Annotated in this window: 10 protein-coding genes and 1 pseudogene; 1 reads left to right on the top strand and 10 read right to left on the bottom strand. The window is 44.2% G+C overall.

Annotated elements, in window-relative coordinates; all coding sequences use genetic code 11:
- Positions 1–8: 8 nt before the first annotated feature.
- From rseP to ABID29_RS04095, 8 genes are all read right to left on the bottom strand, one after another.
- The gene (gene rseP, locus ABID29_RS04130) at positions 9–1,280 is read right to left on the bottom strand and encodes an RIP metalloprotease RseP (RefSeq protein WP_354364595.1); all 1,272 of its coding nucleotides are present in this window, start codon (positions 1,278–1,280) and stop codon (positions 9–11) included.
- An 18-nt stretch (positions 1,281–1,298) separates the two neighbouring features.
- Positions 1,299–2,093 (bottom strand): phosphatidate cytidylyltransferase, encoded by a 795-nt coding sequence (locus tag ABID29_RS04125; RefSeq protein ID WP_354364677.1) that lies wholly within the window; start codon positions 2,091–2,093, stop codon positions 1,299–1,301.
- A 26-nt stretch (positions 2,094–2,119) separates the two neighbouring features.
- The gene (locus tag ABID29_RS04120; RefSeq protein ID WP_354364593.1) at positions 2,120–2,875 is read right to left on the bottom strand and encodes an isoprenyl transferase; all 756 of its coding nucleotides are present in this window, start codon (positions 2,873–2,875) and stop codon (positions 2,120–2,122) included.
- Between the two features lie 127 nt (positions 2,876–3,002).
- Positions 3,003–3,356, bottom strand: a complete 354-nt coding sequence (yajC, locus tag ABID29_RS04115; RefSeq protein WP_354364591.1) for a preprotein translocase subunit YajC — start codon at positions 3,354–3,356, stop codon at positions 3,003–3,005.
- A 61-nt stretch (positions 3,357–3,417) separates the two neighbouring features.
- Positions 3,418–5,211 (bottom strand): oligoendopeptidase F, encoded by a 1,794-nt coding sequence (pepF, locus tag ABID29_RS04110; protein WP_354364590.1) that lies wholly within the window; start codon positions 5,209–5,211, stop codon positions 3,418–3,420.
- 129 nt (positions 5,212–5,340) lie between these two features.
- Positions 5,341–6,333, bottom strand: a complete 993-nt coding sequence (gene ruvB, locus ABID29_RS04105; protein WP_354364588.1) for a Holliday junction branch migration DNA helicase RuvB — start codon at positions 6,331–6,333, stop codon at positions 5,341–5,343.
- Positions 6,334–6,717: 384 nt separating this feature from the next.
- Positions 6,718–8,880 (bottom strand): ABC transporter ATP-binding protein/permease, encoded by a 2,163-nt coding sequence (locus ABID29_RS04100; RefSeq protein ID WP_354364586.1) that lies wholly within the window; start codon positions 8,878–8,880, stop codon positions 6,718–6,720.
- 81 nt (positions 8,881–8,961) lie between these two features.
- A complete protein-coding gene (locus tag ABID29_RS04095) occupies positions 8,962–9,303 on the bottom strand; it encodes a hypothetical protein (protein WP_354364584.1) in 342 nt (113 codons plus the stop codon).
- A 677-nt stretch (positions 9,304–9,980) separates the two neighbouring features.
- Here ABID29_RS04095 and ABID29_RS04090 point away from each other — a divergent pair.
- A pseudogene (locus ABID29_RS04090) lies at positions 9,981–10,437 on the top strand (IS30 family transposase); the annotation flags it as partial.
- Positions 10,438–10,509: 72 nt separating this feature from the next.
- On the opposite strand, the gene ABID29_RS04085 reads toward ABID29_RS04090, so the two are convergent.
- Positions 10,510–11,760 (bottom strand): DUF3114 domain-containing protein, encoded by a 1,251-nt coding sequence (locus tag ABID29_RS04085; protein WP_354364583.1) that lies wholly within the window; start codon positions 11,758–11,760, stop codon positions 10,510–10,512.
- 313 nt (positions 11,761–12,073) lie between these two features.
- Positions 12,074–13,966, bottom strand: coding sequence for a M13 family metallopeptidase (locus ABID29_RS04080; protein ID WP_354364581.1), 1,893 nt, complete (start codon positions 13,964–13,966; stop codon positions 12,074–12,076).
- Positions 13,967–14,097 lie beyond the last annotated feature (131 nt).

The raw sequence follows: 14,097 nt of genomic DNA, 5'->3' as shown, positions 1-14,097 counted from the left end.
CTTTTCGTTTAATTAAAGAGACGCATAATATCGTTCCAGGTCACCGCTAGCATGAGGATCACCATAAAGGCAACTCCTGCAAGGGTAACAGTCGTCTCGATTTCTTTTTTGAGCGGTTTGCGACGGATGGCTTCGATGAGGTTCAAGACAATCTTTCCACCATCGAGGGCCGGGATAGGAATCAAATTGACAATTCCTAGATTGATCGACAAGAGGGCTAAAAGTTCTATCATATCTTGCAAGCCACCCTTAACTGCGGCTGAGCTAACCTGGTAAATGGCTACTGGCCCGCCTAGCTGATCAAGGCTCGGTTTGGCAATTAACTGCTTAAGAGCATTCAAGATCGTAAAGGCTGAGCGCCAAGCCATGGTCGCACCACCCACGAGTTTATCCACCAGACCCGTTTTAAGTCCTGGTTGGACACCGATATAGTAACGCCCATTTTCCTCCTTAGGAGTCACTTCTGCCGTCTGCGTCTGACCATCTCGGACATAGGTAATTTTAATCGGCTCAGATTGTTTGGAACCTGCTGTCGCTTCATCCACGGCCTTGATCAACTGCTCCCAATTGTCAATCTTACGGGAATCAATCTCGACAATGGCATCACCGGACTGCAGACCCGCAGCAGCAACCGCACCATCCGGAGTTACCCGAATCTGGTTGGTCGAGGGATCAGCGACTCCCCCCTGCAGGAAGACCAGAAGGGTAAAGGCGACTAAGCCCAAGATAAAGTTATTCATCGGTCCTGCAAAATTGGTGATGAGACGGCCCCAGATGCTGGCATTTTGATACTGGACATCCAAGGGAGCAATGCGCAATTCTGTCCCATCTTCCTCAACAATCGTCGCATCGTGGTCAACAGGATAGGTCTTCACCTCGTCTAATACCAAACCCGTAATCTCCAGCCGGTCTTCCAAATCATAGTCGGTGATACTGATCGGCAGACTAGTTCTATCGATTTGTTTCTGCGATAGATTGATTCGGGTGACGACACCTTGTTCGTTAAGCGTCAAGCTAGCCGCCTGACCTGTCTTAATCTCAGTCGTGTCTTCTCCCCAACCAGCCATACGAACATAGCCACCAACCGGGAGAATCCGAATCGTGTAGACCGTCCCATCCTGTCCAGTGTGGGCAAAAATCTTGGGTCCCATTCCGATAGCGAATTCGCGAACTAAGATACCCGATTTCTTGGCAAAATAGAAATGGCCGAATTCGTGGATTACCACGATAAGGCCAAAGATAGCTAGAAAAGCTAATACATTAATGAGAGTTGATTGCATAAGATCCTTTCTAATGTCCTAAAAGAGGCCGAAAAAGTGCATCATAGGAAGGACAAAAATCAGGGAGTCAAAACGATCCAGGATACCACCGTGACCAGGAATCACACGCCCTGAGTCCTTAACACCGTAGTGGCGTTTGAGGGCTGACTCGACCAAGTCACCAAACTGGGCAAAAGCTGAGAAAATAGCAGCTAAAATCAGCATAACTAAGTAAGGATAGCCTGATTTGACCTGTGGGAAGATAAGGAGGTAAATCCCTGCAAAAATCACTGCCGAGAGTAAGCCGCCTAAAAAGCCTTCAACTGTTTTATTGGGAGAAACACGAGGTGCAAGCCTTCGGCGGCCGAATTGTCGTCCCAAGAGATAGGCCCCACTATCTGTCACCCAGACCAGTATCAGAGCAAAAAAGAGGGTCGCTCTGTTATCCATTTGTGCCAATAAGAGCGAATGAAAGCCTAAACCAATGTAAAAACTGGAGGCAATCGGATAAACCGCATCATCAAAAGTGTAGTCTCCGAACTGCCAGACCGTTGCCCCTAAAATGATCAAGACAATCATAGCAAAGGCAGCATAATTACCGCCTGTTGGCAAAAAGGTAAGGTAGTTCTGAAGAGGGAGAGTCAAAACCAAGACCCCTAACAAGGATAAAACACCTTCCACAGAAGTCGGAGAAATCCGGCGCATCCGTAATAACTCAGATACGGCTAACATGGCTAAGATCCCAACAACTAGTTGCGCCACCACGCCGCCGATCCACATAAGGGGGACAAAAAGTCCTAGAGCTATGGCGCCAAAAATTATCCTCTTTTGCAAATCCGTCATTTTCATATCTCCTTTTATCAAATGCCACCAAACCTGCGCTGGCGCTTACTATAGGCTTCAATCGCTGCCTGAAAAGCTTCTTCGTCAAAGTCTGGCCATAACACATCTGTAAAATACAATTCGCTATAAGCCGCCTGCCAAGGCAAGAAATTACTGAGCCGCAACTCCCCACTGGTCCTAATAATCAAATCAGGATCCCGAAGGCTACTAGGCAAGGAGTGGGTCTGTAAATAATCTGAAACCAGAGCCTCATCAATGTCCCCAGGATTGTACTTGGCATCCAAAACGTCCTGAGAAATCACCTTGATGGCTTGCACAAGCTCAGCCCTTCCACCATAGTTGAGGGCAAAATTGAGAATGAGACCTGTATTGAGCTTGGTCAAGTGTTCCGCTCTCTTAAGAGCATCAAGGGTTCCAGCCGGTAAACGATCCGTCTCCCCAATCATTTGAATCTTGACATTGTGCTTATGGAGCTCCGGCACATAATTCTCGTAAAAATCAACAGGAAGGTTCATGATAAACTTGACCTCGGATTCTGGACGAGACCAGTTCTCTGTTGAGAAGGCATAGACAGTCAACACTTGAACGCCCATGTCACTGGCAACCTTGGTCACCTTGTGCAGGGCTTCCATACCAGCCTTATGCCCCATGATTCGAGGTTGCATCCGCTTCTTAGCCCACCGTCCATTACCATCCATAATGATCCCGATGTGCTTAGGAACCACCCGGGTTGCCTCTACTGTCGCCTTGCGGCCCAATCGAAATTTAAACATCTCATCTATCCTAAAATATTGTATAATATAGCACTTCATTATACCATAAAATTGGATAAAGAAAAAGCACAGCGCCTATCTCAAGGGATTTTGCCATGCTTTTGTCTTTTTATTTAATCAGGAAATCTTATTCCTCAATAACTGAATCAGACACGACTGGATCAACAGGGTCAGCTGGTGATAGGTCCTCTGGTTTAACGGTTGGTGCAACTTCTGGGGTTCCAGCAGCGACCACTGTCCGAATCGCAGCACGCTCAAAGGTCAGGTAAATGCCATCGATATCGAGCGTTACTGTATTAACATCTGTGTCAATACTGTCCACGACACCGTAAAGGCCTCCGATGGTCACCACCTTATCTCCTGGCTTCATGCTGTTAATCATATCCAGACGAGCTTGTTGTTGTTTTTTCTGGGTGCGCATGGTCAAAAACATCATCCCGACCATGACAATCCCCATGATTAAAAACGAACTTCCGTTCATATCCTTACCTCCATCATTTTTTCTTCTGCTAGTATACCATAGTTTTCTGTTTTTTCAAACCTCAGGCCAGAAGTTCTTCCAAGCGGTCTACCAAACTACCCACATAGGCAATAGTCTGACGCAGGGGCTCATCGGTTGTCACGTCAACACCTGCATGAAGGGCAAGGTCCTGAGCCGATAAGCTGGCTCCCAACTCTAAGGTTTCCAACCACTTGGCAACCGTCGTTTCTGGCTCTTTTTCCAATTGCTGCGCCATAACGGTACCGATGGTCAGGCCAGCCGAATAGGTATAAGGGTAGAGACCGCTGTAGTAATGTGGCTGACGCATCCAAATCAAACCAGCATCTTCTGTAATCTCAAAATCATCCCCCCAGAACTCTTGGATGACCTGACGCTTAATCTGGCAAAGTTTATCACCGTTTAGGAACTCATTATTATCCAGACGGGTATAGACTTCCCGTTGGAAAGCAGCTTCCAGGAGATGGGTGACCATGTTGTGGAAATAGGTCCGGCTGATTAACTCGCTAATCAAGTAGGCTTGAAAGGCTGGATCAGGGTTATTTTTCAGCAATTGGTTGCAGGTCAAAACTTCATTGGCCGTTGACGGAGCTTCAATAAAGTAGAGGGATGGATCATAGTTTAAGATCGATTGCTTGCTGGCCAACTGGAAATGCCCAGCATGGCCCAATTCATGAGCAAGCACTAGCACTTCATTCATCAAACCAGTCCAAGACAGCAAGATATAGGACGGTCCCTGATACAAGGTCGCACAGTAGCCCCCTGTCGATTTGCCCTCATTTTGCGCAAAATCAATCCAACGTTCATCAAAGGCGCGATCGATCATCTGACCGTATTCCTCGCCTAAAACGGCCAGCGAATCCTTGAGCAGCTGGCGAGATTCTTCTGGCGTAATCCGTACATTGTAGGACGAATCCAGACCCAGCTTCAAATCCGCGCTGGTAATCTTGTCCAGGCCATGCTGGTCAGCTACCAACTTGACAAAACGACGCATATGAGGAGCCAGGTCCGACATGATCACATCGATCTGACGGTCCATCAGATCTCTTGAAACATTTTGCCGGTGCAAGAGGTAGTCAATGGTCGAATCAAAGCCCCGCAAACGAGCCTCTAACTGCTCATTCTTAATCTTTGAAAGGTAGGCTTGGGCTGTAACATTCTTGTAACGGCGTAGGGTATTGTAAAAGGAGTCTGCTGCTGCACGACGAATACCGGTGTCATGGCTAAATTCATAGTCGTTTTCAAACAAAACATAGGAGTTAGCGTAGGTCTTGCCATTGACTTCAAAGTCGTCGAAGACCATGTCCTCGAACTTAGCTGCGCTATAAATAGTACTTGGGTGACCAAAAACCGGGCGCAACTGGCTCAATAATTCCTCTTGCTCTGTTGACAGCTGGTGCTTTTTCTGGCGCTTCAATTCTTCTAAGAAGGGGCGGTAAATCGGACGGCCCTGTGCCAACTCATCCAGATAGGACTCGTCTAAGGACATGAGTTCGGTCTCTAAAAAGGCCAGGCGAGGGTAGGCCTTCTCGTAAACCTGAGAAAAGAGATTGGCTTCTTCCGCCCGCGCTTCATTGAGCTTGTCCACATCCAGATTAAGAAAGGCATAATAGGACAAGGACGACGACTCCCTAATCAAGGCCTCATAAACCGGCAGAGCATCCAGAACCCGGTCCATCCGATGCAGCTGGTCCTTGTAAGTCTCCTCAAAAGCAGCTGTTGCCCCGTCAAAGTTGGCAAGCGCCTCCTTATAATCTTCTAAAGTCGCATAAATCAAGCTAGTATCCCAGGTCTCTTCTACAGGGACCGCTTGACGTTTGGGTAAAGCCTTTGTCATATTGTCTCCTTTTATTTCGTAATTTTTAACAGCATAAACCGCTCATCAGTCCTTGATCTTCTAAAAAATAAAACTCTAGCCCCAATCGACTGACTGGTAAAATAAGTTCGAATGGTCTTGAGGCATCGGTTATTCTTGAGAATAGCCCAAATGCTCGTAAGCCTTTGCGGTTGCTACACGACCTGTACGCGTCCGCATGATAAAGCCTTGCTGAATCAGATAAGGCTCATACATGTCTTCGACCGTCTCTTGTTCCTCGGCGATATTGACCGCCAGTGTCCCAAGGCCTACCGGACCTCCCTTGTACATCTCGATCATGGTCCGCAGAATCTTTTGGTCAACATAATCAAGGCCTTCGCTATCCACGTCCAGCATGGTCAAGGCCTTGTCCGTGATGACCTCATCAATCTGGCCATCCCCCATAATCTGGGCGAAATCCCGCACCCGCTTCAAAAGCCGATTGGCAATCCGCGGGGTCCCACGGCTCCGCTTGGCTAGCTGGGCAGCCGCTCCGTGGGTAATAGCCATTTCAAAAATATCCGCCGTCCGCTCCACAATTTCTGTCAGATCTGCCTGAGCATAATATTCCATATGACCTGTAATGCCAAAACGAGCCCGCAAAGGGTTGGATAACATCCCCGCCCGAGTCGTCGCTCCAATCAAGGTAAAAGGAGGCAACTCCAGATGAACACTGCGGCTGGTCTCGCCACTTCCGATCATAATATCCACATAAAAATCTTCCATGGCACTATAGAGAACCTCTTCAACGGTCATCGGCAGCCGATGGATCTCATCAATAAACAGCACATCCCCTGGCTCAAGGTCATTTAAAATAGCGACCAAGTCACCTGCCTTCTCAATGACAGGTCCCGAGGTCTGCTTAAGGTTCACACCGAGTTCATTAGCAATAACAAAGGCCATGGTCGTCTTCCCTAGCCCGGGAGGGCCAAACAAGAGGGTATGGTCCAAAGCCTCGTCGCGTCCTTTAGCCGCCTCAATAAAGACCTTTAACTGGTCCTTGACCTTGTCCTGACCGATATATTCTCTTAAATATTGAGGCCGAAGGGTCCGTTCAACGACCGCTTCATCCCCCATCAATTCACTGTCTAAAATTCTTGTCATGGTTTTATTATAGCAGATTTCGAGTAAAAGCGACAGGTGGAAATTATCCTTAAGCCCTCTTCGTTTGATCATTGCACAGAGCATTTGTTTCTATTTTTCTTCAACGAATCGGCCAATAGTATTTTTCTATTGATAAATTGTAAAATATAATGCAACAAAAAACTCACGATTCTATCGTACAAACTATCAGTAACCACACCGCCAGAACATGAGGAAAACTATGAGCTACTCCCATCTTACCATAAAAGAGCAACTAAAGATAGAGACTTATTTGGAATTAGGGTTGAAACCTTGACCAATGGTAGAAAAGAGAGAACCTACCTGATTCTCTCTCGTGCTTAATTATAAGTCAACCCACTACAGTTAACAATGAGCCTCTTACAATCAAATGCTATTCAAAGATTTTTTTAAATTCCCTAATTTCACACCTCGCATATTCCAAATAACAGAAATTAAAGTGATCAATAGGATAAGCATGGTGACTAATCGTACCACTTGAAGGGTAAACATCACACTCAAACCTGAAAAATAGGGTATCTGCCGTAGATAAAATTTGTAAATGAGTTTATCTAAACCGTAAGCTAAACCTAGACAAGTAAGAAAGACAATAAGATTTTCACATAAAATCAGCCAAGCAAGTTGTCCCCTACTATACCCTAGGCTATACAAAACAGCCAGTTCCCGATTTCTTTTTCTAAAATAACCTTTGTTCAAAAAAGTAATTACTAAACCTAAAGTGAGTGAGATAATACATGCAATGCTCAGCATTTTTTTGGTCTCATACTGATAAATCTTAGCATACTCCCCTGTTTTCCAACTCAACTGACTGGTCAGTCGATATTTTGGAAAGAGTTGGTCTAAATTTTGAGAAATCGTCTCAACATCTTTCGGCGATTGCGCTTTAACAAGTAGGGTCGTGTAGCCCAATCCAACAGCTGTTTTATAGCTATCAAGCGTATCAAATATATTTGAGAGATAGACTGCATTTTCTTTTGACGAACCAATAAATGCGATTTTATCCTCTTCATACATTTGTGCAATATCTGTCTCTTCATCCAAAATCCCTTGGCCATCCCATCCCAAATAGATAGCGTAAGTTGGTTGAAGTGTATCTTGATAGTTAGTTCGATAAATCCCCGACACTTGGTAGCTTCTCTCAACCGAATTCGTAGATTCTCCATATTTAAATGTAGGTAAATTGACCGAATGCCCTATAAACTGATCAAAATCATCACTTCCAAAGTAAATCTGCGCAAAAATATCAGGTAAAACGACTTCTAAACTTTGATTTTGTGGAAATTCTCCCGTAAGTAAAGTGATATTTTGGGTATTGTAATCTTTAGCAAAAGCTTTCGGACTACTCAATCCTAAAAATTTAAAAGTCAACTTAGTATCTTGGTTTAAAAAGCCAATATCCTTTTTTAAAAAGTCTGGCAACTCTTCTACTTCATAAGTCAAATCAATTTCATAGCCGTCTTTATCCGACAGTGCCATTTGACGCCCTAAGGTTAAAGCGACATCTTCAACACCTTTAATTTGGCGTACCTGTTCATAATCTGCCTGAGAAAAATAAATCCGCTGGCCATCTAAACTCGAAGAAATATTGTTCTCACGATTTTGGACTGTGACATCATTTTTAAGCTCTTGCGTATCAATCATGATGAGCCTATCAGAGACACCTGAAAACATGCGATTGTAAGTACCAACGACTGTACTGTAATAAAAAGAAAAGCCTAAAATAAACAAAGAAAAAATAAGCATTATCGGGACAGCAAGCAATAACAATTCAAACTTATTAGCTCGCAAGGCTGATAAAATATAGCGCCCCAACTTTTTCTTTTTTATCTCTGTAGACTGGATCTCTGTAGGCTGGTGGAAAAGAGCAATTTCCGGCTCAGTTTTTCCCACCTCACGGCGAACCTTTAAATTTTTTTCTTTAATCTCTAAGACAATGTCCGAGTAGTCAATAATCAGGCGATCATGACTAATAATCAAAACCGTAACCCCTGTATGTTTTATCGCTGTTAGATATTCCAGCAATTTTTCTGTCGTCTCAGTATCCAAGCCACTGGTTGGTTCATCTAACAGTAATATCTTAGGTTTAAACAGCATCGCTCGCGCAATCGCAACACGTTGCTTTTGCCCACCACTTAATTCTGCTACGCGCTGATCAGCGAATTCTAAAATATCTAATTTTTTTAATACTTCTGTTATAGCCGCATCATCAAAATCGCCTGCATTTTTTAAATTATCAAGAACACTCAAACCCTCCGTGAGTTTGTAATCTTGAAAAACTAGCTGTAAATCCCTATTTCTTATGGTTTGCCAGTCTTTTTGCTTTAACTCTCGGACATTTCGTTCAAATAAAAAATAGTCGCCCTCATAATCAAAATCTAAGCCAAAAATAATATTTAAAAGCGTTGTCTTGCCTGAACCGCTCGCACCAATGACCGTATAAATCAAACCGGATTGTTCTATGGTAAAGTCTAATTGATGAAAAATTTCTCTCTTACCGTACTTTTTATTGATATTACTAAGGTTTATCATAGAATCCCCCTTAAAGATCGCTATAACTATAAAACAGACTAAGTTTTCTATTTAAACAAGCTAATAAATCATATTAATGTTTTAGCTATTAAACCAAGGGTCATGAACTGGACTAGAAGTGATCACTTCTCCATATCTATCCAATGCTGGTTGCCTCCAACATATGTGAACATCACTCTTATTTTTTCCTATACGAACCGTCTTGCTACCAATAGTATCCCCATTTGCCCGCATTACTTTTAAAGTAAAGGTCGTTGAGCCTGAACGGTTTACAGTACCTGTTTCAGAAATACCATTTGCATCCCACTGAATAACTGATGTCCAATGACCAGAGGCTGCAAGTACTGGAACTGCTGTTCCAATAACGCAAGAAAAAACAGTGACACTCATAAGGGCAGTTGTAATTCTTTTCTTTATAATCATCCTCCTAAGAAATGAAGAGATAGGCTAAGAAAACTTAGTCTGTCCTCATCTACATTGTAGTACTTTTCTCTCCTTTAATCAAGCGCTTACATGTTAAAAAAACTATTGCAAACACAAACCAAATTACAAGATCTATTATAAATTTAATGAATTTTCTTTATTTTTTCGAACATTATAGTTCTTCCACCTCAAAAATGGGTTATCCCATCTTTATGACCTATAGCTAGGGTTTTAGCCAACGTGCTTTAGACTTTGTCAATGAAGACCACACCAAAGCAGAAGCTTGCCATGTTTTCAACATTAGCTCCACAACTCTGAAAAAATGAGAAGTGATGTTAGAGACTAAAGGCCATCTGGAGGAAAGTCCTAGACAATCATCCCCAAAAAACTTACTAAAGACGACCTTTTTGTCTACGTTGAAGAACATCCAGACGTCTACCTACGCGAAATCGCCGAGCAACTTCTTGTGCCATTAACGCTGTATAGAAAGCTCTCAAAAAACATGGCATTACTTTTTTAAGATAAATTGTAAAATATAATGCAAAAAAATAGTCACGATTCTATCGTGCAAACTATCAGTGACCACACCACCAGAACACGAGGAAATCTATGAGCTACTCCCATCTTACCATAAAAGAGAGAATTAAAATAGAAACTTATTTGGAATTAGGGTTGAAACCTTTGGCCACTGGGAACTTGATACGGTGGTGTCAGGCAGAGGTCAAAGTAAGGGTTGCTTAGCGACCTTTGTGGAGAGAAAAATGCATTTTTACCTAGCTTTCAAGATACCAGATAGGACAGCTAAATCCATGTTTTTAGCTATTGAACAACTTTTGAGCCTGTTTCCTAAAAAAGCCTTTCAGACCTTCACTTCAGACAGGGGAAAGGAATTCGCCTGTTATCCTGAGGGTGAGGACAAGGGGATTCCCTTTTACTTTGCGGATGTCTATTCCTCTTGGCAAAGAGGACGCAATGAAAACACCAATGGCTTATTGGGGGATATTTTCCAAAGAAGACCGATTTAGCTGCTATCCCTGACGAGGAGTTGGATACGGCCTTGTCTAATATCAACCACCGACCACGAAAATGTTTGCTTAAAGAACAGCTTTTGAAGCACTATTGAACGAATTGTGATAAGTGTTGCACTTATTCTTGCAATTTATCATTTATAAAAGAACACTTCCTTTTTTAAATCGCCGCAATTTTTCAAGTTTCAGATGGTGGTTTGCGTAACATTCTCTCAAACTCCTTTTGCCGTTGCTGGACACGCCGGAAGGCTGATTTTCCTTGATGCGAAAAGAGACCTTCAGGATTAAAGTAGGAAAGGTACCACTGCTTGTCCTGAGATTTTCGGGAAAGATTAGGCGCTTTAAAGGCCCGCAACTGATTCTTTCGAAAAACCGGATCATGAACCTTGACTGGTAAAATATCCAGTTGCTTATGGCGTTTATTATTACGGTTAGCGTAATTAAAGCTAGCCCCATTGACAACTCCTGCCTCGCTCATTTGTTCCGCATCCAGTTCGTTCAGAAAGTGACCTACTTCATCCAAGATAAATTCCGTGTGAAAGCGCAGTAAAATTTTCAAATTAACTGGCGAGCCATCTGTCTGAACAGGCTTGACCTGCCCATTTTTCGCCTTTTTGATAGCTATTTTTTGATGGAGCCGGGCAGATTCTGTCAGTTCAAAATCAAAATAGGCCTTATAATTATCCACCCCTAGTTGTTCTAATCGCCCATTGCGCTCAGCCAAATCTCGAATATAAGCGATCAACGCTCCCAAGTCTGTCTGGAAAGATGTCCTATAATGCTCTCTGACCCACTGAGCCTGTTGACTAGAGATGAGATACCGCAGCTGGTGCACCTGATGGGCTAACCTTCCCTTTTTCACCATGTTCTCACCCGGAAAAGCAACTTGGACCGTTCTGGCAACCACCTGCCAAAAAGGGCTCGCCGGTTCTAAATCAGGAGAAAACCGAGTCAGCAATTGCTTCGTCTCCTCAGGATCTCCAGATAATTCCTCTGGCATATCTAAAGTACTCAAAGCAATTTGCAACAAGGATTGAGCTTCTTTCGGAGCTTGGTAAGGGTGGCTGAAGCGCCACATGTCCTGAAAGAGTTGGCCACCAAAAGATTTAGCAGACAATAAGCGTTGTTCTAAATAAACCTCCTGTGTTTCCCCATCTTCTGGAACATTAAGCCCCTCAAGATAAACTACTGCAATCGCTCCGTTACTCCAACCAATAGCTTGCAACTCCCTGACATGTCCCAGAAGCTGATTGCGCCAAAAGGCCTTCTCAAAAATCGTCAACTCTCCTTGATAGGTCGCCTGCCAATACCCATCCAATGGCAAGACCAAGAAGCCTCGCCCAAAGCGACGTCTCATTGTTTTAATGATTAGACCTACCACCACCACAAAAACGAGCAGGCTAAGCAATACTAACCCATAAGCATTCATAGGCTTAGTATACCATAACTCTCTAAAAAACCTGACCTAGATAGCCTCCGCTAGATTACACATCAGAAAAAAGCCTGCTCTCTCCTTCTGAGAACAGGTCTTTTTATCAGCCTTGAAGGCAGGACAGAACTCTGACCAGTAAACAAGGCCGTCTTTGCCTTCTTATGTTTAAGACTCCGACCTGAAACGGTTCAGCAGACGCATTGGAACAAAAGGGTCGTGAAACGACAACTAGAACCAAATTCTTGATGGCATCAACGGATAAAAACCTAACGATAGTTGGGTATCTGTACTAAGAATCAACGCTCCTAGCTTACCAAATCTCCAGACGATCCGCCTGATCACGCCACATGGCATCTCCCTCTGTTACACCGAAGGTCTCGATAAAGTCATCAAAGTTTGGCAGCTGTACATTGGTACGGAGCTTGCCTGGTGCATGGACATCCACAGAGATAAGAAGTTTGAGGTATTCTTCCCGTGCCTTCATTCGCCAGATGCGTGCAAAATTCGTAAAGTACTCTTTTGCTGAAAAATCGGCTTCCTTCTTGGCGGCCTCCAAAGCACAAGCCAAGCCACCTAAGTCAGCAACATTTTCAGAGACTGTCAATTTACCATTGACCTTGCCACCAGCAAAATCAATGCCATCAAACTGAGACACTACCTTGTCTGTCCGCTCCTTGAAGGCCTCATAGTCTTCTTCCAGCCACCAGTTGTTGAGACTACCATGCTCGTCAAAGCTGGCCCCGTTGGTGTCAAAGGCGTGAGAGATTTCGTGAGCAATCACAGCCCCTATCCCACCATAGTTAGCCGACGATGACTGTTCCAAGCTATAAAATGGCGCCTGCAAAATAGCCGCTGGAAAGACGATCTGGTTCTGCTGAGGATCGTAGTAGGCATTGACCATATGGGCTGGCATGTGCCATTCTGATTTATCCACTGGTTTGTTCCACTTGCTCCACGAATGCGCGATGGATAGTTTAGCCAAGGCATTGGCATTCTCAATCAGAGACTTGCTCTCATCAATCACTTTCTTGGCGTAGGTTTCTGGCAATTTTTCGGGATAGCCGATGTGAGGGACGATGGCATCTAGCTTGACAATAGCCTTATCTCGTGTCGCTGGATTGAGCCAGTCATTTTTAGCGAGGCGTTCCTTATAAACCGTAATCATGGTCGCTACTTTTTCTTCCACATCTGCCTTGGCTTCTGGTGAAAAACGCTCTTTGGCATACCATAGCCCCAAGGCCTGGCTGTATGGCCCTTGCGCTAAATAGGTTGCAGCCTTTTTCTTGTCCATGGCCTGAGGCGTCCCAGACAGGACACGCCCATAAGCACCAGCCAGGACACGAATCTCATCTGTCAGGTAAGAGGTATAGGCAGTTGCCGCACCATAAACCAGCGCCGCTTTGAGGTATGCCCAGTTTTTCTCAGAGAAAAATTCTGCCGCAAATCCTGTCCAGAAACGTTCTTCTGGCACAATAATCTTGTCAGGTACTTGACCTAAGATGGTAGTGAAGAAGGTTTCTAAAGGCAACTCTGGTACCAACGCCTTGAACGCTTCCCAAGCATAGGGATGGTAGAGCTTGACATACTCTGAGCTTTCTTCGCTCGACAGGACATACTGGGCGATTTTGGCATCAAGCCCTAATAGCTTGTCCAACAAATCGGCTATTTCCTCTGTCGAGAAGCCAAAGAGGGGTAACAGCGCCTCTTGGCTTTCGCGCCATTTGGCCAAGAGTTCCTCTTTTTGGGGATGGTCCTCAGCGTAATAACTGGTATCTGGCAAGATTGTTGACGGTGCGTAAGCCCAAAGGATATTGGTCTGGGCATCCATGAAGTCAGGGGAAATCCCAAAAGGAAGAGCATTGGGTTTTCCAGCCAACTCATACTCAGCCAAACGACTTGTAAAATCGGTAAAAGATAAACTCTTGTACTCTTCAATCAAAGGAAGAACCGGTGTTACGCCGTCAGCTTCTCGCTGGTCAAAGTCCGCCACCTTCCGATGAAACTTGACAAAGTTCTGCAAAATAGCATCTTCTGGCAAGTCCTGACCAGCCAACCATTTGTCTGTCGTCTCAAGCATCAAAGCTTCAATCTCGTCGTGAAGATCCATGAAACCGCCAGTCGTTGGCTTGTCATCTGGGATAACAGCCGTCTGCTCCCAGTCGCCATTGACCGCTGCGTAAAAATCATCCTGTAAACGTACCATATAATTCCTCATTTCTATCAATCGTATTAGTTCTATTTTAACAAAAGCTTGATGAAAAAGCATGTGAAAAAGGAGGAAGCCGCTCTGACGCCGACTCACGCTCCTTAGTCTTACTTTTTCTTTAGTTTGTG

Source organism: Streptococcus rupicaprae, assembly GCF_040545225.1.
GTDB lineage: Bacteria > Bacillota > Bacilli > Lactobacillales > Streptococcaceae > Streptococcus > Streptococcus rupicaprae.
This window is presented reverse-complemented; position numbering and strand designations above follow the sequence as displayed.

Coding starts and splice junctions, on each gene's coding strand:
- ruvB (WP_354364588.1), bottom strand. CDS start 6,333: ATGACAAGAATTTTAGACAGTGAATTGATGGGGGATGAAGCGGTCGTT.
- ABID29_RS04120 (WP_354364593.1), bottom strand. CDS start 2,875: ATGTTTAAATTTCGATTGGGCCGCAAGGCGACAGTAGAGGCAACCCGG.
- ABID29_RS04080 (WP_354364581.1), bottom strand. CDS start 13,966: ATGGTACGTTTACAGGATGATTTTTACGCAGCGGTCAATGGCGACTGG.
- yajC (WP_354364591.1), bottom strand. CDS start 3,356: ATGAACGGAAGTTCGTTTTTAATCATGGGGATTGTCATGGTCGGGATG.
- pepF (WP_354364590.1), bottom strand. CDS start 5,211: ATGACAAAGGCTTTACCCAAACGTCAAGCGGTCCCTGTAGAAGAGACC.
- ABID29_RS04085 (WP_354364583.1), bottom strand. CDS start 11,760: ATGAATGCTTATGGGTTAGTATTGCTTAGCCTGCTCGTTTTTGTGGTG.
- ABID29_RS04095 (WP_354364584.1), bottom strand. CDS start 9,303: ATGATTATAAAGAAAAGAATTACAACTGCCCTTATGAGTGTCACTGTT.
- rseP (WP_354364595.1), bottom strand. CDS start 1,280: ATGCAATCAACTCTCATTAATGTATTAGCTTTTCTAGCTATCTTTGGC.
- ABID29_RS04100 (WP_354364586.1), bottom strand. CDS start 8,880: ATGATAAACCTTAGTAATATCAATAAAAAGTACGGTAAGAGAGAAATT.